This is a genomic window from Exilispira thermophila, from assembly GCF_055389015.1.
Genome location: NZ_AP042476.1, coordinates 2584282 through 2608894, shown reverse-complemented (window position 1 = coordinate 2608894; position 24613 = coordinate 2584282). Strand labels below are relative to the sequence as shown.

General features: G+C 28.4%; 15 protein-coding genes, 2 tRNA genes and 3 rRNA genes. 1 reads left to right on the top strand and 19 read right to left on the bottom strand.

Annotated elements, in window-relative coordinates; translation table 11 throughout:
* Positions 1 to 5: 5 nt before the first annotated feature.
* From clpP to ACZ5EC_RS10975, 18 genes are all read right to left on the bottom strand, one after another.
* Positions 6 to 635, bottom strand: coding sequence for an ATP-dependent Clp endopeptidase proteolytic subunit ClpP (gene clpP / locus ACZ5EC_RS11060; RefSeq protein WP_464302539.1), 630 nt, complete (start codon positions 633 to 635; stop codon positions 6 to 8).
* 272 nt (positions 636 to 907) lie between these two features.
* Complete coding sequence (gene tig / locus ACZ5EC_RS11055) at positions 908 to 2401, bottom strand: trigger factor (protein WP_464302538.1); 1494 nt, start codon at positions 2399 to 2401, stop codon at positions 908 to 910.
* Between the two features lie 69 nt (positions 2402 to 2470).
* Entirely contained in the window at positions 2471 to 4639 is a 2169-nt protein-coding gene (locus ACZ5EC_RS11050; RefSeq protein ID WP_464302537.1) for a sensor histidine kinase, read from the bottom strand.
* A gap of 139 nt (positions 4640 to 4778) precedes the next feature.
* Complete coding sequence (locus ACZ5EC_RS11045) at positions 4779 to 5243, bottom strand: chemotaxis protein CheX (RefSeq protein ID WP_464302536.1); 465 nt, start codon at positions 5241 to 5243, stop codon at positions 4779 to 4781.
* Position 5244: 1 nt separating this feature from the next.
* Positions 5245 to 5634, bottom strand: coding sequence for a response regulator (locus ACZ5EC_RS11040; RefSeq protein WP_464302535.1), 390 nt, complete (start codon positions 5632 to 5634; stop codon positions 5245 to 5247).
* A gap of 64 nt (positions 5635 to 5698) precedes the next feature.
* Positions 5699 to 7558 carry an ATP-binding protein gene (locus ACZ5EC_RS11035; protein WP_464302534.1) on the bottom strand — a complete coding sequence of 620 codons (1860 nt, stop codon included), beginning with the start codon at positions 7556 to 7558 and terminating at the stop codon, positions 5699 to 5701.
* Positions 7559 to 7686: 128 nt separating this feature from the next.
* Positions 7687 to 8094: a bacteriohemerythrin gene (locus ACZ5EC_RS11030; protein ID WP_464302533.1), complete on the bottom strand. Its 408-nt coding sequence runs from the start codon at positions 8092 to 8094 to the stop codon at positions 7687 to 7689.
* Positions 8095 to 8923: 829 nt separating this feature from the next.
* Positions 8924 to 9040, bottom strand: a 5S ribosomal RNA gene (gene rrf / locus ACZ5EC_RS11025).
* A 62-nt stretch (positions 9041 to 9102) separates the two neighbouring features.
* Positions 9103 to 12097 (bottom strand): 23S ribosomal RNA (locus ACZ5EC_RS11020).
* Between the two features lie 68 nt (positions 12098 to 12165).
* Positions 12166 to 12238: transfer RNA gene (locus ACZ5EC_RS11015), tRNA-Ala, on the bottom strand.
* A 13-nt stretch (positions 12239 to 12251) separates the two neighbouring features.
* Positions 12252 to 12325: transfer RNA gene (locus ACZ5EC_RS11010), tRNA-Ile, on the bottom strand.
* Positions 12326 to 12386: 61 nt separating this feature from the next.
* Positions 12387 to 13920: ribosomal RNA gene (locus ACZ5EC_RS11005) — 16S ribosomal RNA — on the bottom strand.
* The 16S, 23S and 5S rRNA genes sit together here with 2 tRNA genes alongside, the layout of an rRNA operon.
* Before the next feature lie 358 nt (positions 13921 to 14278).
* The gene (locus ACZ5EC_RS11000; RefSeq protein WP_464302532.1) at positions 14279 to 15397 is read right to left on the bottom strand and encodes an ABC transporter ATP-binding protein; all 1119 of its coding nucleotides are present in this window, start codon (positions 15395 to 15397) and stop codon (positions 14279 to 14281) included.
* Between the two features lie 169 nt (positions 15398 to 15566).
* On the bottom strand, positions 15567 to 16421 hold the full coding sequence (locus ACZ5EC_RS10995; protein ID WP_464302531.1) for a carbohydrate ABC transporter permease: 855 nt from the start codon (positions 16419 to 16421) through the stop codon (positions 15567 to 15569).
* A 37-nt stretch (positions 16422 to 16458) separates the two neighbouring features.
* Complete coding sequence (locus tag ACZ5EC_RS10990; RefSeq protein WP_464302530.1) at positions 16459 to 17352, bottom strand: carbohydrate ABC transporter permease; 894 nt, start codon at positions 17350 to 17352, stop codon at positions 16459 to 16461.
* Positions 17353 to 17506: 154 nt separating this feature from the next.
* A complete protein-coding gene (locus tag ACZ5EC_RS10985) occupies positions 17507 to 18787 on the bottom strand; it encodes an ABC transporter substrate-binding protein (RefSeq protein WP_464302529.1) in 1281 nt (426 codons plus the stop codon).
* A 512-nt stretch (positions 18788 to 19299) separates the two neighbouring features.
* Positions 19300 to 20730, bottom strand: a complete 1431-nt coding sequence (locus tag ACZ5EC_RS10980; protein ID WP_464302528.1) for a sigma-54-dependent transcriptional regulator — start codon at positions 20728 to 20730, stop codon at positions 19300 to 19302.
* A gap of 162 nt (positions 20731 to 20892) precedes the next feature.
* Positions 20893 to 22470, bottom strand: coding sequence for a hypothetical protein (locus ACZ5EC_RS10975; protein WP_464302527.1), 1578 nt, complete (start codon positions 22468 to 22470; stop codon positions 20893 to 20895).
* A 75-nt stretch (positions 22471 to 22545) separates the two neighbouring features.
* Between ACZ5EC_RS10975 and ACZ5EC_RS10970 the strand changes: the two genes are divergently transcribed.
* Positions 22546 to 23127 carry a class I SAM-dependent methyltransferase gene (locus tag ACZ5EC_RS10970; RefSeq protein ID WP_464304163.1) on the top strand — a complete coding sequence of 194 codons (582 nt, stop codon included), beginning with the start codon at positions 22546 to 22548 and terminating at the stop codon, positions 23125 to 23127.
* 176 nt (positions 23128 to 23303) lie between these two features.
* On the opposite strand, the gene ACZ5EC_RS10965 is transcribed toward ACZ5EC_RS10970, so the two are convergent.
* Positions 23304 to 24224, bottom strand: a complete 921-nt coding sequence (locus ACZ5EC_RS10965) for a DMT family transporter (protein WP_464302526.1) — start codon at positions 24222 to 24224, stop codon at positions 23304 to 23306.
* Between the last annotated feature and the right edge of the window lie 389 nt (positions 24225 to 24613).

Below are 24613 nucleotides of genomic sequence, written 5' to 3'. Positions count from 1 at the left end.
TGTCTCTATTTTTTCTCTTTTGTTTTAGGTTCTTTTCTTTCAATTATTTTATCAATTATACCATATTTTTTTGCTTCATTTGAACTTAAAAAATAATCAAGCTCAATATCCTTTGAAATTTTATCAGCAGGTTTTCCTGTATGGTTAGCTAAAATATCAATAATTGTTTTCTTCATTTTCATTATTTCATTTGCATGTCTTTCAATATCAGATGCTTTCCCCTGAAATCCACCCCATGGTTGATGAATCATAACCCTTGAATGGGGTAAAGCTGTTCTTTTCCCTTTAGCTCCTGCTGCTAATAAAACAGCTGCCATTGAAGCTGCTTGTCCTATACAAATCGTACATACATCAGGTTTTATATATTGCATGGTATCATAAATAGCCAATCCAGAAGTAATTACCCCACCTGGTGAATTTATGTACAAATATATATCTTTATCAGGATCTTCTGATTCGAGAAATAATAATTGTGCTATAACCAGTTTCGCTGTAACATCATTTATTTCATCATCAAGAAAAACAATCCTATCTTTAAGTAATCTTGAAAAAATATCATATGCTCTTTCACCTAAGGAAGTCTGTTCAACAACCATAGGAACCAATGAATTTTTAATCTTTTTATCTACCATCATTACCTCTTTAATATCTTATTTGTGATTTTATATATTGTATTATTTTTTTTTCATTAATTATTTATTATCTTTACTAATTTATCTTTACTAATTTATCTTTACTAATTTATCCTTACTAATTTATTTTTACTAATTTATTTTTTCTAATTTATTTTTACTAATTATTTTAAATAATCTTTTTTCAATTAATAAACTATATCCACTTTAACAAATCTACATTTAGTTAATTTTTTAATTCTAGTTTTCATAAAAATTTTTAAAATTTATCAATTTTATTGTTCATTATTTTCTTCATTTATATCATTGTTTTCTTTTTTATTTTCCACTTTGTCTTCAACTTTGTCATTTGTATCTACTTTTAAATTTTCTTCCTTTTGCTTTTTTAAAAGTTCTTCTCTTTCTTTAAATCTTTTATCTTCAGCTTCAGCTTTCTCTTTTTCAAGTTTATCTATATCTGAAATTTTATATTTTTTACCTTTAGTTTTTTTAACTTTATCAAAAATAAAATCATTAGCTTTTTGGAAAGCAATATGATCTTCATAATATTTTTTATTTTTTGGATCCATAACTATTGCTTTTACTTCTTCTTCAGACTTTCCAGCTTTCTCAGCTTCTTCTTTAATAAATTTATCAAAATCTTCATTTGAAACTTTTATTTCATATTTTTTTACTACTTCATCAAGGATTAGTTCCTTTTTAATATCTTTCTCAACAGATGGTAGAATTAAAAATTTAAAATCATCTTTAGTTTTACCAGATGCAGATAATATTTTCTCAAAAAGTTGTTCATTCATATTTGCACTTTGCATATAATTATCTAAATATCTATTTGAGGAATAGTTTATGATTGACTCAGGAATTAAAATTTTAGAATCAGCAATAATTTTATCAAAAGCTCTATCAAGAACAACTTTTTTCATATATTGTTCGCCATAAATTTCAAGTTGTTTTTTTATTTCCTGTTTCCATTCATCTAATGTTTGAAATTCTGAATAATCCTTTGCAAAATCATCATTTAGTTCAGGTATTTTTTTTGTTTTTACTTCTTTTACAGAAACTTTGTAATTAACCTTTTTACCTGCTAGTTTTGGATCTTTATAATCTTTTTGATATTCTTTAATAAACTCTTTTTCATCACCTTTTTTTAAACCTTTTAATTCATTATCAATATCAAGTTTTAAATAATCTTCCCCAATAATAACAAATCTATCCTGAAAATTATAAATTTCATTTCCTTCTTCATCCTTTGCAACAAAATCAATAGTTACATAATCACTATCTTCTGCAATACCATCTTTTTCTTCTAACATTGCATGTTGTTGTTGATAAGCTTCTAATTCTTTTGCAACATCTTCATCAGTAACTTCAAATTGATCCTGTTTTACTTCGATAGATTCTATATCAGTAAGTTCAACCTCAGGTGGCAAATCAAAAGTAAAAGTTAAAACAAGATCTTCATCAAATTTTAAATCCTTATCAGAAACATCTACTTCTGGCTCTGAAATAGGATTAATTTTTTCTTTTTCTAAAAACTGTTTATATGTATCCTGTATCATCTCTTTTAATGCTTCATACTTAATAGTTTCACCATACTGTAATTCTACTAACCTTCTAGGTGCTTTTCCTGGTCTAAACCCTTTCAATTTAATCTTTGGTGCATATTTTTTGTAAACTTCATCATATTTTTCTTTTAATTTTTCTACTGGAATAGTAATTTTTAATGTACCTTTTACATCCTCTTTTTTGTAATCAAATTGTATATCCATATTCCCTTCCTAAATTTATTTTTTCTCTAAAAAGAAAATAACAAAATCATTAAAATAAATCAAATAAAATTAATTATTTGACTCATATATAGGTAATTTTACAATAAAAGTTGTATTTTGCCCTCTAATTGATTCAAACCATATATCTCCATCTACACTTTTAATCATATTATAAATTACTGAAAGCCCAAGTCCTGTTCCATTAATTTTTGTTGTAAAAAAAGGATCGAAAATATAATTCTTATCTTTTTCATTAATTCCAATTCCATTATCATAAACTTCTAAGAAAATGAAATCCCCTTTTATATATGTTTTTATTTTTATTTCCCCTTTAAAATTACTCTCAACTTGTTTTTTTTCATCAATTGCAGCTATTGAATTCAATATTAAATTAAATATTATTTGATTTAGATTGTCCGGACTAATTTTTAAGCCATTTTTTAACTTATCTATTTTTTGATCCAATTCTAAAGAAAGTGAAATTTTTTTCTTTTTAATCTTTAAATTAAAAAAATCAATTATTTCCATTATTTTTTTGTTTAAATTAGTATAACCAATATTACTCTTTGTTTCTGATACAAAATTTAACATTTTTGAAACAATTAATGCAATCCTTTTTGTTTCTTTTTCTATCCAATTTAGTGAATTTAAAAATTCTTTTTTCTTTTCAACTTCTTTCAAATATTGAACATGGGATAATATTATACTCAAAGGGTTATTAATTTCATGAGCAACACCTGCTGATAAAACACCTAAAGAAGTTATTTTCTCTGCCTGTAACATCTTTTGCCATAATGTTTCTGCTTTTGTCACATCCTCAAATAAAGCTAAAAATTTCCAATTATCTGTATTTTTGTGAATCTTTATAAATTTAATATAAAATTTTAAAGTTTTAGTTAATTCAACTTTGTGTATTACATTTTCTAAAATAAATTTATCTTTTTTAAAATAATTTCCTAAATTTACTTTTTTTGAACCGACTTTAAAATTGTCATTAAAAAATTCAATAAACTTTTTATTTAAAATATTCTTTTTATTAAAATTTAAGTGTTCATAAAAATAATTATTACAATATTCAATTCTTAACTTATTATTTATAACCATTATCCCAGATTGAATATTTCTTAAAATTATTTCATTGTATTCATTTAAGAATGTAATTTTATCAAGGCTATTTTTTATAACTTCTCTATCCTTTATTAAATCGCGAGCAAGATTATAAAACGATTTTGAAAAAAAACCTATCTCATCTCCTGTAGTTGTCTTAAATTTTTCAAGTTTTCCTGTTTTTAAGAATTTATTTAAAACTTCATTTAATTTAATTATTGGTTTTGTAAAATATGATGTTAAAAATGTTGATAATACAAAAACAAAAACAAGCGTTATTATAAAACCAGCTAATATTGATCTTATAAGCTTTAAGGTATAAATTTTACTATCAGTTAATGACTTTAATACACCAACCTCAATTGTATTATTAAAATCAGTTGATAAGATTTTTTTTAATATATAATAATCTTCATTTTCAATATTAACCATTAAAATATTTTTATTATTTCTATTTGCAAATATTTTTAAAACTTTTTTTGTGTTTGTTATTCTATTTTTACTTATATCAAAATAAGGCGTAGAACTGCTTACTAGTTTTTTGTTACAAAATATTGAAATATCATTATTTATTTCTTCTGAAATTTTTTTTACAAAATTATTGTTAAAATCTATCATTATGAATATTCCATATTTTTTATCTTTAATCCATTTTATCCAGTATCCAGAAATCATAACTATTTTTTTCTTATCACCTAATTTTAAATAATAAAATTTTGTTGAAGGAAATTTGTAATGATACGAATTATAGATATTTATAGGTAAATTTTTAATACCACCTTTTAATTTGTCATTTTTATATACAACTTTAAGATTTTGATCTACTATATAAAGTTTGTCATAGTTAAATACTGGAAGATTATTTTCTAAGATATTAATTATTGAATCATCTGAAGGATATTTTTTAAATAACTTTTGTAATAAGTTACCTGTATTTATAAGGTAATTAAAGGAATAATGTTTGAGATTATTTATTTTATTATCAAGTTGAATAAGTTTAATGTCTAATTCTTTATATAAACTCTTTTCCTTTTCTTGAATAAAATTTACAATTGTAAAAGAAATTGTAATAATTACCTGAAACAATAAAACTATTATAATTATCAGGTTAATTTTATATTTGAATTTCATACATAAAAGTATAATATTTAAAAATAATTTATCAAAAAAAAGTTATTTTATAAAAATTGAAAAACTTATTTTATGATTAAAAGTATACAATATTTTGATTAATTATTTTTCATTAATATCATGTTGATTTTTTAATATTTTATTGTTCAATATAAATTAATAAGTTAAAATTTCCCAATTCTGATTTAAATGGAATTTTAATTGTAGCTACATGAGAAGATGATGGAAAAAATGAGTGAATTTTTCCTTTAATTACAGATGGTAATGAGATAAAAATTTTGTATTCATCAAGAAATTTTTTTGCATTACCTGCAATAATATTAACCAGTTCACCAACAACATCCATAACATCATTATCTATATCCTTAATCTCTTTTTCCAATAATCTTGATGCAGACTCTAAAACAAGTTCTTTTTCAAAAACAATAGCAAGTATTCCCTTAACATCTCCAGCTAAACCTATAAGACCAGATACTTCCCATTTAATATCTTTTTCATTTTTTTCAAATAATTCAGGATTAGAATAGACTACATCTAAATTTAAAAATTCTTTAAATACTTCTTTTGTTGTATTTACAAATGGAATAATATATTTATTTTTCATCTTAAAAAACATCCTCTTTAAATATTTTTAAATACTTATCAATTTTTTCAAGAACTTTTGCCATATTTATTGGTTTAATAATATACTCACTAACACCAGCTTGAATAGCTTCCATTACATTATATTTAGCTGCCTCTGAAGTTATCATTATAATTGGTATTTTTTTATACTTGTCTATTTTTCTAATTGTTTTTAAAAATTCGATTCCATTTAATTTAGGCATATTCCAATCAAGCAAGACCATACCAACATGTCTTTGAAACATAATTTCTAAAGCTTCAGCTCCATCTTTCGCTTCAATTATATCATCTTCATTGATATCTCGTTCTTTTAATATATTGATTAATATCTTCCTGATTATTTTAGAATCATCAACAATTAATATTTTCACATCCTTAACCTTTCATTTATATAAAAAACTATTCTACTAAAAATAAACTTTATACAATCAAATTTTAATTTCTAATTGGTATCTCAATTTCAAATTTCAACCCTTTTTTAAAAATATTTTTAACCCTTATGCTTCCACCTAATTCTTTTAACACATTATCTTTAATTACTGACATTCCTACACCTGTTCCTGCAACCATATTTTTCTCATTAGAAGTGCTAAAATCTTCAGAAAAAATAAATTTTATAATACCATTTTTATTAAGTTTTTTTGCTTCATCTTCACTAATGAGTTTTAATTCTATAGCTTTTTTAAGAACTTTGTCATAATCTATACCAGACCCATCATCAGAATATACAATTAAAATTTTATTACCATCTTTTCGCTTAATATTAATTTCTATAATTCCTTTTTCTGGTTTACCCAGAGTAATTCTTTCATTTTCAGTTTCAATTCCATGAGAAATAGAATTTCTTATTAAGTGTAAAAGAATTTCTTTTATAGGATCATAAATAATCTCAGGTAAATTATCCAGTTCAGAGTTAAATTTCAATTCAACATCTTTTCCTAACAATTCTTTAGATTTATCCAAAATTAAATTTAACTCTTTTTTAAGAAGTTCTACATAAAAATTTTGTGAATCAGATGTTTTTTCTCTATAATTATCATTTATATAATTAATATTTTTAGAATTATCATTATTTTTATTATCTTCAGAAATTGAGCTTTTATTTTCATTTTCCTTTTTGATTTCTATATCTTTGATATTTTCAATAATATTGGTATTCTCTATTACAGATTTAAAGTATTTTTCAAGATTTTCAATCTTTTGATTAACTTTTCTTTTTGAATTTGAAGATAACTGAGTTACAGCTAATTCTAAATCTTTTATATTTTTATACAAAAAATCTTTTTGATATTGTAATTTTTCAAATATTGAAATAATATTTAAAGTTTTATCTAAATCTATAGTTTTGTTTTTTATTTCTTTTAAAAACAATTCTAATTCTTTTGATGCTTCTGAAATTCCTTTAAATCCAAGGGAAAATGATTCTCCTTTTAATGAATGAATCTTTTTTATAACCTCACTTAATATTTCTGAATTAACTTGATCCTGTTTGATTGATCTTAATTTTTCCTTAATAAATTGCATAACATTTTCTAAACTATTTATAAACTTTTTAATAATTTCCTGATCTATACTTAATAATGAAATTATAATTTCATATTTTTCTTTAAATTCTTCTTCCTTTATTTTTATTTCATTTTTGAGTCTCTCATTTAATGTTATATCATTAAAAAGTAACAATACTTGATTAACTTTATTTTTGTCTTTATCAAAAATTCTTACAACCTTTATTGATAAAATCTTTATTTCTATTTTTCCATCATTTTTTGCAATAACATATTCAAACCTTTTTATAGGTGAGATATCATTAATCATTTCATTACTAGCTGTTATATTATTAAATACCAGAGTTAAAAACTCTTCTATTTCTTTTTTTAATTTATAACTAACACCTTTAAAAATTGTATCTAATATATTTTTCCCTTCATAATCACCTTTACCAAATATATCTTCAAATTTTACATTATAACCATTTAATATATTAAACTGTTTATCAATTAAACATATTCCAGAATTTAAATTATCAAGAATTAACTTCAAATTTATTTCATATTCTTTTTTATTTCTTAATTTTTCTAGTATTTCATTTTTTTCTCTATATCTACCAAAAACATAAAAAAATAAACCTATAAAAAATGGAATAATTATTAAAATAATATATGAAGAAAAATTAAATATCTCATTAATACCATTAATTTTTTTAGTATAAATATCGTATAGAATAGCCATTACTGGAAAAATCATTCCAAATAGAAAACCAAAAATTAATAATTTTAAACTGCTTTTAATTTTCATTTTAACTCTCTTTTATAAATACTTTTTATTTATTTTTATATCATTATAATCTTTTTAAATTTATATTTATATGTAATTATAATTATAAATTATATTTTTATAATATTAATTTATGTAAATATATTAATCTATTTTATCCCATGTTTATTAAAATACTCAGTATACATTTTATCAACCTTTAGAATATGGTTTATTAACCAGTCTTTTAAAAAATTTAAAACTTCAATTGACAATACAAATGCACCATTTTGTAATTTTGTTTGAAGTTCTATAACTTTATTAACAAAAGTTTCATGTTCTTTTTTATGCATCTTATATTCAGGATAATCAATTTTTTTCATAATATCTTCTTCAGTCTTAAAATGAATTACAGCATATTCTGAAAGGTCATTAACAACTTTTTTAATAGAATCCTGACCCCTTATAGCAATAATGTCTTCATAAAATTGATTTAATATTTCAAATAATCTTTTATGCTGAATATCTACTATATCAACTTTAACACTATATTCGTCTTTCCATTCAATTAATGCCATATATAATCCTTTTAAATTTATTAATTACATTGTTTATATTAAAGTTTCGTTTATAGATTTTTTGTTTTTTTTACTATTTTATGTATTTGTTTTATATATAATACAAAATTAAATTAATTTGTCATTATCAAATTATCTAATCTATTGTTAATTTACAATTAATATTAAAAATACTATTTTTAAATAGTCACATATTTCTAATTTCTTTTAATTTTATAACAATATATGGTTTAATTTCAACATTGTCAATAATCAAAATTAATATTTTTTATTATTTTATTTTTATCTTTTCTTTATTTTTGTAATTTTAACATTTTTATATTTATTTTACATTAAATATTTTTCATTATCTTAACCTTTATATAAAATATTCTATTTACAATTTATTTTTAAATAAAATAAATATCATTTATTAACAATGTCTAAGAATTACAATATTATCTCAATTATTATATATAACAAACAATAATAAAATTTTAATATAATAGAATAAATGTATAATAAAAAAATAAAAAACAATAAAATAGAAGTTATATTTATTTACAATTATAGATTTTTAAATAATTTACGCATAATTATTGACATAATATGTGGATATAAATATTTAGAAAAAAACAAAATGAATTATTAAAGCCAAATATTTTTTATCTTAATAATAAAAACAAAAAGAACAAAATCAAAATAAACTTTAAAAAGTTATAAAGTAAAAAAATACATTAATATAAAAAAATTTAACAAATTTATTAGAATTAAAAAAAATAAGTATATAAATCAGTTCAGAATGTAAAAATTTGAACAAATAAATATTTAAATTAAAGGATAAAAAAAAGCCTGGCGACGACCTACTTTTCCACAGAGTTTCCCCTGCAGTATCATCGGCGAAGGAGTGCTTAACTTCTGAGTTCGGTATGGGATCAGGTGTTACCACTCCTCTATGGTCACCAGGCATTTAATATATACAGTTAAGAGTGTATGATGTGGTATCAATAAAATAGGATAGTAGAAGAAAGGGGCAAGTCAAACGGTTTATTAGTACTGGTCTGCTAAACATGTTACCATGCTTACACATCCAGCCTATCAACCAGGTAGTCTACCTGGAACCTTCAGGGATACCTAATCTTGGGGTAGGCTTCCCGCTTAGATGCTTTCAGCGGTTATCCCTTCCGCACATAGCTACCCGGCTATGCCGTTGGCACGACAACCGGTGCACCAGAGGTGCGTCCAATCCGGTCCTCTCGTACTAGGATCAGATCCCCTCAAGTATCCCACGCCCACGGCAGATAGGGACCGAACTGTCTCACGACGTTCTGAACCCAGCTCACGTAACTCTTTAATCGGCGAACAGCCGAACCCTTGGGACCTGCTCCAGCCCCAGGATGAGTTGAGCCGACATCGAGGTGCCAAACACCGCCGTCGATGTGAACTCTTGGGCGGTATCAGCCTGTTATCCCCGGAGTACCTTTTATCCGTTGAGCGATGGCTTTTCCACTCAAAACCACCGGATCACTAAGACCTACTTTCGTACCTGCTCGAAACGTCTCTCTCGCAGTTAAGCTCCCTTTTGCCTTTGCACTCTAAAAGCTGATTTCTATACAGCCTGAGGGAACCTTTGTACACCTCCGTTACTCTTTGGGAGGTCACCACCCCAGTGAAACTGCCCGCCTGACAATGTCCGTAGATATCCACTACCTCCGTTAGAGATCCAGTATGATAAGGGTGGTATTTCAAGGACGGCTCCTCCGAGACTGGCGCCCCAGATTCTCTGCCTCCCACCTATCCTACACATACCATACCAAATCCCAATGCCAGGTTACAGTAAAGGTTCACGGGGTCTTTCCGTCTAACCGCGGGTAATCGGTATTTTCACCGATACTCCAATTTCACCGAGCTCCCTGTTGAGACAGCGCCCCAGTCGTTATACCATTCATGCAGGTCGGAACTTACCCGACAAGGAATTTCGCTACCTTAGGACTGTTATAGTTACAGCCGCCGTTTACCGGGGCTTCGGTCAAGAGCTTCTTATCCATAATGGATAATAACCCCCTCCCTTAACCTTCCGGCACCGGGCAGGTCTCAGTCCCTATACTTCGTCTTGCGACTTAGCAGAGACCTGTGTTTTTGGTAAACAGTCGCCAGGGCCTCTCTTCTGCCACCCCTTTCTGCTTCCAGGTAAATCCCTTCCACATACTCAGGGCCACCCTTCTCGCTAACTTACAGGTGCATTTTGCCGAGTTCCTTAACAGGGATTCTCTCGTGCGCCTTTGGATACTCACCTCGCCTACCTGTGTCGGTTTGCGGTACGGTTGCTTAATAAGCTCCTTTAGCAGCTATTTCTCGGCAGTCAGGCTCTTCCTAATCCCAGATGCCGTAACACCTGGTCTTCGTCCCCCATCAGGTACTTAATGTGAAAGGATTTGCCTCTCACTTCCCCTACAGGGTTGAACGTACAACCATCAGTACGCCAGGATTCACCCCCTGCGTCACCACTTCAGTCAAACGCTTATTAAACAGTACTGGAATATTAACCAGTTGCCCATCAGCTACGCCTTTCGGCCTCACCTTAGGAACCGACTAACCCTGGGAAGATTTGCTTTACCCAGGAAACCTTAGGCTTACAGCGAGCAGATTTCTCATCCGCTTTATCGCTACTCATGCCGGCATCCTCTCTTCAGTTGCCTCCAGTAAGCTTTACAACTTACCTTCTTCGGCTTCCCGAATGCTCCCCTACCCAGTATAGTATATCCAGATACTATACTGCCGTGCCTTCGGTTATTGGCTTAAGACCCGTTACATCTTCGGCGCATCATTGCTCGACCAGTGAGCTATTACGCACTCTTTCAAGGATTGCTGCCTCTAAGCCAACCTCCTGGCTGTCTTGGCAATAATACATCCTTTCCCACTTAGCCAATAATTCGAGACCTTAGACAACGGTCTGGGCTCTTTCCCTCTCGACCACGAAGCTTATCCCCCGCAGTCTCACTCCTATGAAATACTGTATAGGCATTCGAAGTTTGGTTGGGTTTGGTACAGATCTCTCCGCCCTAGCCCATTCAGCGCTCTACAACCTATATAGCTCCATAAGGCTGCTCCTAAAAGCATTTCGGGGAGAACCAGCTATCGCCAGGTTTGTTTGGCCTTTCACCCCTATCCACAGCTCATCCGATACGTTTTTAACCGTAACCGGTTCGGACCTCCAGTGAGTTCTACCTCACCTTCATCCTGGCCATGGATAGATCACCTGGCTTCGGGTCTACTCCATCGTACTTAACGCCCTATTAAGACTCGGTTTCCCTTCGGCTTCAGGGCTACTACCCCTTAACCTCGCACAATAGAGTAACTCACCGGCTCATTATGCAAAAGGCACGCAGTCACCTAAATAAATTTAGGCTCCTACAGCTTGTAGGTCAATAGTTTCAGGTTCTATTTCACTACCCTCACGGGGTGCTTTTCACCTTTCCCTCACGGTACTGCTCCACTATCGGTGGCCAGTTTATATTTAGCCTTGGATGGTGGTCCACCCTGCTTCCCACAGAATTCCACGTGCTCCGTGGTACTCAGCATCTACCCCATAATATCTACCATATATTTCGGGTACGGGACTTTCACCCCCTTCGGTTTAGCTTCCCAGCTAATTCCCCTATATATGATAAATATTACCCGGAATCCTGTAATCCCAGATGGATAAATGCTACAACCCCCATATCACAACGGTACAGGCCTTTAACATGATATGGGTTTGGGCTGCTCCCCTTTCGCTCACCACTACTTAGGGAATCTCTTTTCGATTTCTTCTCCTCGGGTTACTTAGATGTTTCAATTCACCCGGTATCGCCTCTCGCTTACGCAAGATACCATACGCCTTTTCAGCATACGGTGGGTTGCCCCATTCGGATATCCCCGGATCATAGCTCGCTTGCAGCTAACCGAGGCTTTTCGCAGCTTGCCACGTCCTTCTTCGCTTCTGGCCCCTAGGCATCCACTATTGACCCTTATTCCCTTGCCCCTTCCTCCTACTTCCTTACCTTCTCATACACTCTTAACTATATATACTAATTTAAAAGAACATATAAATGGAGGCAAGGGGATTCGAACCCCTGACCTCCTGGGTGCAAACCAGGTGCTCTCCCAACTGAGCTATACCCCCATTTACTACAAATTGGGCTTAGGTGGACTTGAACCACCGACCTCACGCTTATCAGGCGTGCGCTCTAACCAGCTGAGCTATAAGCCCAATTCATAAATTAAACATATATAAGAGCATTTTACAGGCCACTTTGCTTTTCTCCTTAAAGAAAGGAGGTGATCCAGCCGCACCTTCCGGTACGGCTACCTTGTTACGACTTCACCCCCCTCACTGGCCCTACCTTAGACACCTGCCTCCATTACTGGTTGGCTCCAGCATCTTCGGGTAAAACCAATTCGGGTGGTGTGACGGGCGGTGTGTACAAGGCCGGGGAACGTATTCACCGCAGCATTGCTGATCTGCGATTACTAGCGATTCCACCTTCATGCAGTCGAGTTGCAGACTGCAATCCGAACTTAAGGACGCCTTTCTGAGATTCGCTACACCTCGCGGCTTCGCTACCCTCTGTAACGCCCATTGTAGCACGTGTGTAGCCCAGGACATAAGGGCCATGATGACTTGACGTCATCCCCACCTTCCTCCGGTTTGTCACCGGCAGTCTCCTTAGAGTGCCCAGCTTAACCTGATGGCAACTAAGAATAAGGGTTGCGCTCGTTGCGGGACTTAACCCAACATCTCACGACACGAGCTGACGACAGCCATGCAGCACCTGTGTGCCACCCCCGAAAGGCATTAGGATTTCTCCTAACTGTAAGGCACATGTCAAGCCCTGGTAAGGTTCTTCGCGTATCATCGAATTAAACCACATGCTCCACCGCTTGTGCCGGCCCCCGTCAATTCCTTTGAGTTTCACCCTTGCGGGCATACTCCCCAGGCGGTATGCTTAACGCGTTGGCTGCGTCACAAAAACCTCTCGGGTCCCTATGACTAGCATACATCGTTTACAGCTAGGACTACCGGGGTATCTAATCCCGTTCGCTCCCCTAGCTTTCGCCTCTCAGCGTCAGTATCAGGCCAGGTGATTGCCTTCGCCGTCGGTATTCTTCCCGATATCTACAGATTTCACCCCTACACCGGGAATTCCATCACCCCCTCCCGTACTCTAGCTCTACAGTATCAGCCGCAACTCTGACGTTGAGCATCAGTCTTTTACAGCTGACTTGTAAAGCCGCCTACAGGCCCTTTACGCCCAGTGATTCCGAGTAACGTTCGCCCCCTACGTATTACCGCGGCTGCTGGCACGTAGTTAGCCGGGACTTATTCGCCAGGTACCGTCATCTCTTAAAGATTATTCGCCCCTGGCAAAAACGGTTTACAACCCATAGGGCCTTCATCCCGTACGCAGTGTCGCTCCGTCAGGGTCTCCCCCATTGCGGAAGATTCTTAGCTGCTGCCTCCCGTAGGAGTCTGGGCCGTATCTCAGTCCCAGTGTGGCCGATCACCCTCTCAGGCCGGCTACCCGTCTTAGCCTTGGTGAGCCTTTACCTCACCAACTAGCTGATAGGACGCAAGTCCATCCTAAGGCACCATAAATGGCTTTCCTCTCTCGAGATTATGGAGTATTACCCTGTGTTTCCACAGGCTATCCCCCTCCTCAGGGTAGGTCCTTACGCGTTACTCACCAGTCCGCTACTCGCCAGCTAGATATACCCCGAAAGATATATCTACTGCTGCCGTACAACTTGCATGCTTAAAACGCACTGCCAACGTTCACTCTGAGCCAGGATCAAACCCTCCATTCACTTCTATCTCGTTTGATCGTTTGTTAATTTAAAACTCAATAAAAATTGATCCTAAGCCTGCAAAACGCTCTTATATATGTTAATTTCAAAGACCCTCTTATCTCTACCCGTGTGAAAAGGAATATATATAATTACATTTTTTTGTCAATATATTTAGTAATTTTTTTTTATTAGAAAAATTTATGAGTTTTAATAATTTGAAATATAATAATTAACTAAAAAATAAAACTAATAAAACAAAAAGAATCCCTAATAAAGATATCCAAATTAATCTTTTAATATAATAAAATTTTTTATTTCAAACTTTTATTTTAAATACAAAAGCAACTAGTTTTTTAAAATAAAGAGTAATTTTAAATTATACTATTAATTTTTGTTCTTCTCCTTTATTTTCTGTTAAAGTTATTTTTTTTTCAAAAAACAGCATCTTATCCTGCCTAAAATCTAAATAAATTTGCTCATTCATAGTAAACTTCTCATCAGGTCCAGTTATTATGGTCAAAGTATTTTTTTCATTTATTTTTATATAAACAACTAATTGAATCCCTAAATGTTCAATAATATCAATTTCTCCTTTAATCCCTTTATTATTATCTCTTTTTATACTTATATATTCAGGCCTAATTCCTAATATTACTTCCTTATCAAGATAATTAATTAATTTAGACTTCTGTTCATTATTCAAACTTATTTCTATTCCCGAAGTACTAAAAACTAATTCATCATTAACTTTAATAATTTTACCATCAATAAAATTCATTGGAGGTGATCCTATAAATCCAGCTACAAATTTATTTTTAGGTTTATTATATAAATTAATTGGGGTATCAATTTGTTGAATATACCCTTTATTCATTACAACTATTCTATCCCCCATTGTCATTGCTTCAATTTGATCATGAGTAACATATATCATAGTTGCATCTAATTGATGATGAAGTCTTTCTAATTCTGCTCTCATTGATACTCTTAATTTTGCATCAAGATTTGAAAGAGGTTCATCAAATAGAAAAACTTTTGGATTTCTTACAATTGCTCTACCCAATGCTACTCTTTGCCTTTGACCACCAGATAATTGTTTTGGTTTTCTATCAAGTAAATCCTCAATATGCAAAATTTTTGCTGCTTCATTCACCCTTTTAATAATTTCAGATTTTGAAATTTTCTTCATCTTTAAACCAAAAGCCATATTATCAAATACATTCATATGGGGATAAAGTGCATAATTCTGGAATACCATTGCAATATCTCTATCTTTAGCCATAATGTCATTAACAAGACTGTCACCAATATATAACTCTCCTGAAGTTATACTTTCAAGGCCTGCAATCATCCTTAATGTAGTTGTTTTACCACAACCTGAGGGACCTACTAAAACGATAAACTCTTTATCTTTTATATTTATATTTGCATTATAAATTGCATGAAATCCATTAGGATAAATCTTGTTGATATTTTTTAGAATAACATCAGCCACTGAAACCTCCTTTTTTAATTTTCAAATTTTCATTTGTTTCATTTTATCAATTTTAAAATTTACTTTTATCAAGTAGAACAATTATAAAATTTCAAATACAAAAATTACTTTTATAAAAAGTTTTTAATAACCTTATGAACAGTTTGTTAAAGAAATCATTTCACAAATATTACCCTTTAACAGATCCAGCTAATAACCCTTTCACAAAATATTTTCCCAATAAAATATAAACTATTAATGTTGGTAATGCAGCTAACAAAGCACCAGCCATTTGTACATTCCATTCAACTATCTGACTTCCTGCTAAGTTCTGTAAAGCAACTGTAACTGGTTGAACTTTTGGGTCCTGTGTAATTACAACTGCAAATAAAAATTCATTCCATATATTTGTAAACTGCCAAATAATTACAACAACAAAAGCTGGCAAAGATAATGGAAATACTATATACCTATAGATTTTGAATAGTCCCAATCCATCAATAAATCCAGCTTCCAGCAAAGAATCAGGAATTTCACTATAATAATTCTTAAAAATTAAAGTACAAATTGGTATTCCGTACACAACATGAGCTAAAATTAATCCACTTAGCTTACCATATAAACCAATTTTATTAAGAAACTGAACAAGAGGAATTAATACACTTTGATATGGAATAAACATACCAAACAAAATAAAAACAAAAATAAGATCTGAATATTTAAACTTCCATTTTGAAAAAATATAACCATTTATTGAACCAATTAATGCTGAAATTAATGTAGCTGGAATTGTTAATATAAAACTATTTTTTAAATTAGGAGCTAATTTACTTAATGCTTTAAAAAATGCAGATAAAGAAATTTTTTTAGGTAACGACCACATATCGCTTATATTAACTTCTGAAAAATTTTTCAACCCTGTTGCAAGCATAACATAAACAGGAGTTAAAAAATATATAGTAAATAAAATAAGAAATAAATAAATAACTATTTTAGAGATAATTTTATTAGTTCTGGCTTTTTGATTAATTACAATATCAGACATATTTTTCTCCAATCTTTAAATTATTTTTCTCTCTAAATTATTTTTCTTTTTTAAAACTGTAAAATAAATAAGGTATAATAACAATTGCTACAAACATTAACATTACAATAGCTATTACAGCTCCTTTAGCATAATGGTTTCCTCGAAATGTTGTTTCAAACATATAAATTCCTGGAACATCTGTTGAAAACGCAGGTCCTTTCCCAGTCATTGCATAAACAAGATCAAATATTTTCAAAGAAATATGTCCTAAAATTATCATTGCAGATAAAGTTATAGGTTTAAGCAAAGGTAGAACAATGTGTTTTAAAGTTGCAAAATATGATGCTCCATCAACATATGCAGCTTCTTTAATTTCTTCTGGAATTCCTCTTAATCCAGCTAAATACATAGCCATTGTATAGCCCATCAATTGCCATGATGCAGCTAAAAATACCGGAATCAAAGCAACATGAAACCCTGCATACTTTGTGGTATCGGTATACCAGCCAAAATTAAACCCCTTTAATCCTATTGCATGCAACAATGTGTTTATTCCAATTGTTGGATTATATATCCATCTCCAGACAATTCCTGTTACTATAAAAGAAAGTGCTAATGGAAACATAAATATTGTTCTAAAAACACCTTCACCTTTTATTTTTGTATCAATTAATAAAGCTAAAATAACTCCACCTGTTATTGTAATTACCAGAAAAAAAATTGTAAAATAAAAGGTATTAAATAGATCAATTTTAAATCTTTCAGTTGAAAACACTTCAATATAATTTTTAAGACCTACAAACTTGAAATTTGGCATTATCCCATCCCAGGCAGAAACTGATGTTCTAAAAGACCACAAAATAAAAAAATAGACAAAAATTAATATGGCAATAGCTGAAGGCAAAATGATTAAAAAAGCAAGAAATTTATCCTTTTTAGATTGTACCATCTTTTTCTCCATTTTTTAAATTTTTATATTCTAATTTTACTAAAAATATAAACTTAATTTTAAATTTAAATTTTTAATAAAATTAATGGCAGCCACATATAAAGTAGCTGCCATAAGTACTTCAAGAAAATATTTAAATGCTACCCCGCTTTAACTATTTTGATGTATATTTTTTAGCAATTTCTGCCATTGCACTTTGAGCTTTTGCTACATTTAAATCAGAAACAAAAATAGTCATAACATCATTAAAATCTGTTACCCAACCTTCAGAAGCTGCAGCTCCATGCATAAAACTTGGAACTATTGTATTTGATTTGAAATCATCCATAGCTGATTGTAAATAGATATCATACAAACTTCTATCTCCATCCATTCTACTTGGGATAGAACCTTTTTTAGGATTAAATGCATCCTGACCTTCTTTTGAAGCACACAAAGTTAACCATCTTATTGCATTTTCTCTATGTGGAGCTCCTTTAGGTAATCCAAAAGAGTCTGATAACATTATAAATGTACCAGCAGTGCCAGGTGTTGGAACCCATCCAAATTCTTTATTTGGCGTTAACCCTTTTGATTTAAAATAACCTTCAGTCCAATCTCCCATAATTGTCATTGCACATTTTCCATCTGCAACATATTGAGCAGCTTGATCCCAGCTTAATGCTGCATGGTCTGAATTAACATATTGCATCATTTTAGCAAATGTTTCTAAAGCTAATTTTACTTCTGGTCCATTCCAATCAGTTTCACCATTCCATAAACCTTTGTATTTTTCAGCTCCCATTGAAGCTAACAAAACACTTTCAAATAAGTGTGTTGCTGCCCAGATACCATTATCTCCTAAAGCCAAAGGAGTAATTCCATTTGCTTTTAAAGTTTCAGCATCTTTAAAAAATTCATCCATTGTTTTAGGTGGTGTTAAGTTATATTTTTCAAATATTGCTTTGTTATACCATAAAACATTTGATCTGTGAATATTAACTGGAACACTATAAATTTCACCTTTATAAGATATGATATCAATAACTCCTTTAGGATAGGCTTTTAAGAAATCATTATCTTTAAAGATAAAAGTAATTGGTTCCATTTTCCCAGCAACTACCCAGGTATCAATTAATTCATGTCCAGCATGTACCTGAAAAGAATCTGGTGGATTACCACCCTGCATTCTTGTTGCAAGAACAGCTTTTGCATTGCTACCTGCTCCACCTGCAACTGTTGCATTAACAATTTCTACATCTGGATATTTCTGATGATACAATGCAAACATAGCATTTAAACCATCAGCTTCTCCACCAGCTGTCCACCAGCTAAAAATTTCCAGTTTGTTTTCTTTCTTCTGTTCTCCCTGTTTACCGGATGTTAATAAAATAAGAGTAAAAACAAGTAAAATAACAAGAAGAATAGAAAGAATAGATTTAGCTTTAAATCTCATAGCTCCCTCCTGATTTTTTGCAAAATTTAACATTTTATTTGCAAAATTAATGCCACATCTATAATTTTTCACATAAAAAATGAAATCTTTAACAAAATTAAATTAATAGAATAGATAAAAACAAAGCTTTTGAAATAAAAAAGTTAAAATAATGGATATCTTAAATTTTTAATTTTATTTATCAATATCAATATCAAAATTGAATATGTTTATAGGTATAACAAAAGATATACCAATTTGTTTAGTTTAATAAACACATTGATTGTTTAGTATAGTAAACACAACTAAATATAGTATTTATTAAATATAACTTTTCAATTTAATAAATACTATATTATAAAATACTATATTATTATTAATTAAATTTTATTATTATTAATTTTTTTTTATTTACTTGCTTTAAGCAAACTTATTCTCTCTTTTACACACTTTTGTTTATAGCATGTAAATTTTAAAATTTATTAAATATGATATTATAACAAGTTCTATAACTAATTTGATTTTTTTAATTTTCAAAGGTTATATCTTTCAATTTTTTCATAAAGTGTTTTGCGAGTAATTTTTAAAATTTTTGAAACTTTTGAAAGATTGTAATTATATTTTTTCAATGATTTTTTTAGGATTGCTTTTTCAAATTCTTCAATATATCTATTCCTTAATTCTTTTAACCCTGAGGATAACTCTTTTTCTGTAATTTTAGAAAAATCTGGTATTTGATTTTTTTGTTCAATTATATCATCATCTTCTTTTGTATTCCCATCCCTTAACCATATTTCATTTTCAAATGTAAATTTGATATCATCTATTATTTCCTTATTACTTAAAATCACAATATTTGTTATCACATTTTTTAATTGTCTAATATTCCCGGGCCAATCATAAGAAACAAGCTGGTTAATAACTTTTTCAGAAAGAGATTTTACATTTCTATTGTATTTTATATTAGCTTCCTCAATAAATATTTTTATAAATTCTGGTATATCTTCTTTTCTTTCTTTTAAATCTGGTAATTTGATCTTAATTAAGCTTAATCTATAATATAAATCTTCTCTAAATAACCCTTTTTTAATCAATTGTTTTAAATTTTTGTTTGTTGCAGCAATAATTCTGGCATTAGTTTTAATACTTTTTACTCCTCCTACCCTTTCAAAAGTTTTTTCCTGCAATACTCTTAAAAGTTTAGCTTGCATCCTCAAACTCATATCACCTACTTCATCAAGAAATAAAGTTCCAGTAGAAGCCAATTCAAATCTACCTAATTTTCTTGCAACAGCTCCTGTAAATGCACCTTTTTCATGCCCAAAAAGTTCACTTTCAAGCAAATTATCATTTAATGCTGCACAATTTATACTAATAAAGGGTTTATCTTTTCTAATTCCTGAGTAATGAATAGTCCTTGCTACAATCTCTTTTCCTGTTCCACTTGCTCCAGTTATCAAAACCGTTGCATCACTATCTTTAACCTTTTCAATTATATAACTTACTTTTTCCATGGATTTTGATTTACTTACAACTATATTTTTACTTAATTTTTCTTTTAAAATGTTTTTTAATCCATAATTTTCTTTAAATGTTTGAGAATTTTCTAGCTCTTTTTCAATTAAAGTAAATAAAAGTTCTTTATCTATTGGCTTTGTGATATAATTTGTAGCACCAGCTTTCATTGATTCAATAGCACTATTTATACTTCCAAAACCAGTTATTATGATTACAGGAATAAAAGGCTCTTCTTTTTTTATTTTCCTTAAAAAATCAAGACCATCTTCAGCCCCTAATTTTAGATCCAATAAAATCAAATCAATCTCATTTTTTTTTAAAATCTTGTATGCCTCATCTATATTTTTTGCACCATAATAGTTGTAATTTTTTAAACTTAATATTTTCCCTAATCCATCGATAATTCCTATTTCATCATCTACTATAAGAATATTAATATTCTCCATTTATGTTTATCCTTTTTAATAAATTTTTAATTTAAAAATTATTCTCTATATTTTTTTATTTATTCGCCTTAAGCAATATATTCTCTCTATTAAACACTTTTATTATAGCATACATTCTTTGATTAATTTTCCAATTATTTATTCTTTTAATTTAATTATAAACTACTTTTGTATTAACTTTTTCATTTTTTTCATATTAATTGAAAATAGAGTGAAAACACATAGTCCAAGATTATTTAATATATTTTCATTATTCTTATAACTTAAAAGAAATATTTTTTTTCTTATTTTATTGAAACTTAAATCTTTATTATCAAGAACTTCCATTACTTTAGCAGGAATTTTTATATTTTTTTTATGTTTTATTTTATTTAAAATTACTTTTACTTCTTTCCTACCTAAAGTGCTTATTTTATAAATTAACATATGAATAATATTTTGGTCATTTTTAATATCTTCAATATCTATATTTACAATATCAAAATTGATACTTTTCACAAATTCTCTTATAAAATCGATATCAATATATATCATATTGGATATTTTTGAAACAATATTAGTATATAAGTTTATTTTATCTTTATTTTTATCTTTAAAATGATTAGAATTTTTCTTACTGGAAATTTTACAGGTAGTAATTTTATACCTTATACAATATGCAGGGCAGTAAATATTTTTATTTAATAAGTTTTTCACATAAATTTCAATATCTTTATAGTTAGTTTTTATCCCATATATTTTTGCAGACTTTGACAATTCAAAATTATTAAATTTATTATGATTTAATTCTTCTTCATTATTCTTAAATTCATTTTCAAATTCTTTATTTTGCTTTAATGGCTTCTGTTCTTTTAATTTATTATAATAAACAGTTTTAATAAGATAATTTTTTAATTTTAAAGTAATTCTTTTATCTTTTTTAGTATTAAATTCTTTTGCTTTAACTGAATCTATTTTATAAATCTTTATTAAAAAATTATTTTCAATTTCTCTTTCAAATTCTTTTTCAAAACTTTCACTATAATCATCAATGAATATTATTTTAGAAATATTATTATAAAAAAAACTATTACCAAGACCAAATTTGCCTAAAAACCTCCCCTTTTCATTTTTAACCCCATACATAAGATTATCATTAAATTGGATAAAATAATTACCATTTCTCCCATTATCATAAAACATGTTAGAATTGAATTTCAATACACTATAATCTGTTTTTATTTTTAAAAAATCCAGTTCAAAATCAATAATTGAAAACTTATCCTTAAAAAAAACAAAACTTCTTGTCATAGATTTTTTATTTCCTTTTAAGGTATTACCTTTATTCTTTTCCTTAATATTCTCTGGCATATTATCTATTGAATCTGGTGAAAAGAAAAAAATTCCATCATAGTTAAATCCTGCTAAAATTGCACCAGTTTTTCCACCTAAAGTTGTATCTATATTTCTTTTTAAAACACTTGAATAATAAATTATATTTGAACGACCTGAACATGCAATTTGATATTTTGTTAAAAATCCTTTTAAAATTAATATCCCATCTTTATTAAATTTATTTTTTCTTATTAAATTCTTTGATAATAGAAATTTATGTAAATCTTCATAAACATCAAAAAGAAAATGTTGATTAAATAGTTTTTTAAATTTAAATTTATATTCAAATAGCTGAAAATTGTTTATATTTGCTGTATTTACCAATAATATTTTATAACTAAGTTCTCTACCTGTATTGTTTTTCATATTATATAATTAAATATATTTCCAGTTTATTTCAATACAATTTCAAATAATTAATTTTGACAAAATAAAAATTGAATAATATTATATAGTAAAACAAATATAAAAAACAAAGCACTTGAATTATTAGATATTAAAAATGGGTTAAGTATATTAGAAATTGGATTTGGAACTGGTTATTGCTTAAAAAAAATAGCCAAAAAAGTTGGGAACAATGGAAAGGCATATGGAGTTGACATCTCATCAGGAATGTTAAATGTTTGTAAAAAAAGGTTAGAAAAATCTAAACTACTTGATAGAGTAAACCTTTATTGTAATGATATATTTGAAACGAATTTCACAGATAGCCAATTTGATATTGTATTTATGAGTTTCACTCTTGAACTATTTGATACCCCTGAAATTCCTGCATTACTTTCTAAAATCAAGACTATTTTAAAACCTGGAGGAAAACTTGGAATTATTAGTATATTTAAAGCTGATACAAATTCTTTTATTATAAAATTATATGAATGGTTTCATAAAAAGATACCCAATTACTTTGACTGTAGACCTATTAATGCAGAGGATTTAATAAAAAATTCTGGATTTGAAATTATATATAAAGAAATATCAACATTATTTGGACTACCAATAGAAATAGTTATAGCAAAAAAATAACCAGCAAAAATTATTATTGAGAAATATAATCAAAATATTAAAATACTATAGAAATATTATTAAGATATAAAGAAATTAAAAAATACAAAGAAATACAATTAAAATATGAAAATGTAATTAATTTAATAAATTTTCCTTTATCATAAAATGTTGTCTAATAACTCTTAAATCATTTTTTAATACTCTCTTAAAATCTCTTTTTTATCAGTTTTTCTTTTAATCTGAGAAATAATTATCCCTGTTATAATAAAACTCATTCCTAATAGTTTATCAGCACCAAATTTTTCATGTAAAACTAAATATGCTGAAATTGCTGTAAAAACAGGAATTGTATTTGATAAAATATTAATCTCATTGACTTTAATATTTTTTATTGAAATATTATAAAAAATAAAAGACAAAGTGGATGGTAAAAATGAAAGAGCTAGTAAGTTTATAAAAATCCTGAAATCAGGTTTTATTAAAGTAAAATTTTTAAATTCAAATATTAAAAAAAATGGTAAAAAATATATACTTGAAATCAAATTTTGATATTTTACTACAGTCAAAGGTCTAAATTTAAAAGAGATTTTTTTAGCAGTTATAATATAACCAATTGAAGAAAAAACTGCAAAAAACATTAGAAATAAACCTTTTGGTGAATATTTAAAATGTATATTTTTATCTACTGTTAGAATCAAAACACCTATAAATGATACAATAAGCCCAATAATACCTAATATTGTTAATTTTTCTTTTAGTATAAAATAAGTAAAAAAAGGGGTAAAAACTGGAATTGTAGCTATTATAATTGAAGCTACAGTTGCAGAAACAAATTGAAGGCCAAAACTTTCACCTATAAAATATAAAAACGGGTCAAAAAAAGCTAATAATATTAAATATTTTAAATCTTTAAATTTAATTTTATCATTTGTTTTAGTAAAAATTCCCAATAAAAAGAGTAAAATAGCAGAAATAGATAATCTTAAAAAAACCAATGTAAAAGGTTTATAAACCTCATAAACAACCTTTATCCATATAAAAGAAAGCCCCCAGAAAAACATAGCCAATACCAATAAAAAATAAATGAAAATCATATTGTTTTTCTTATTTTTCACTTTAAGTCTACCTTTTTTACATTATTATCTTACATTTCCTGTAATATACTTTTTTTAACCCTATTTTCCAGATATTTTATTTAAAAAAATTAAAAACAGTAACAATTATAATTTCATAGAATTATCAAATTAATTCCAATTTATATCAAATTAAATTCTATTATATCGAACATTTATTTACTTAAAAGTAATTAGTTTAAAATTTTATTTTTTTGAATATTTATTGATTTAAAAAAATATTTTAAAATTCAAATACAATAAAATTCATCATAATAAAAACAATTAAGACTCTTATTATAAAGTGTTAATCTCTCCAGGATCTATTGTTTAAACTTAATTTTTATCCCTAAAAAAATCTTATAGAAAAATTGTTAATAACAACAAATCAT

What these genes read in the sequence shown, in the direction of transcription:
- clpP (WP_464302539.1), bottom strand. Translation starts at nt 635, where the DNA reads ATGATGGTAGATAAAAAGATTAAAAATTCATTGGTTCCTATGGTTGTT.
- tig (WP_464302538.1), bottom strand. Translation starts at nt 2,401, where the DNA reads ATGGATATACAATTTGATTACAAAAAAGAGGATGTAAAAGGTACATTA.
- ACZ5EC_RS11050 (WP_464302537.1), bottom strand. Translation starts at nt 4,639, where the DNA reads ATGAAATTCAAATATAAAATTAACCTGATAATTATAATAGTTTTATTG.
- ACZ5EC_RS11045 (WP_464302536.1), bottom strand. Translation starts at nt 5,243, where the DNA reads ATGAAAAATAAATATATTATTCCATTTGTAAATACAACAAAAGAAGTA.
- ACZ5EC_RS11035 (WP_464302534.1), bottom strand. Translation starts at nt 7,558, where the DNA reads ATGAAAATTAAAAGCAGTTTAAAATTATTAATTTTTGGTTTTCTATTT.
- ACZ5EC_RS11030 (WP_464302533.1), bottom strand. Translation starts at nt 8,094, where the DNA reads ATGGCATTAATTGAATGGAAAGACGAATATAGTGTTAAAGTTGATATA.
- ACZ5EC_RS10995 (WP_464302531.1), bottom strand. Translation starts at nt 16,421, where the DNA reads ATGTCTGATATTGTAATTAATCAAAAAGCCAGAACTAATAAAATTATC.
- ACZ5EC_RS10990 (WP_464302530.1), bottom strand. Translation starts at nt 17,352, where the DNA reads ATGGTACAATCTAAAAAGGATAAATTTCTTGCTTTTTTAATCATTTTG.
- ACZ5EC_RS10985 (WP_464302529.1), bottom strand. Translation starts at nt 18,787, where the DNA reads ATGAGATTTAAAGCTAAATCTATTCTTTCTATTCTTCTTGTTATTTTA.
- ACZ5EC_RS10980 (WP_464302528.1), bottom strand. Translation starts at nt 20,730, where the DNA reads ATGGAGAATATTAATATTCTTATAGTAGATGATGAAATAGGAATTATC.
- ACZ5EC_RS10975 (WP_464302527.1), bottom strand. Translation starts at nt 22,470, where the DNA reads ATGAAAAACAATACAGGTAGAGAACTTAGTTATAAAATATTATTGGTA.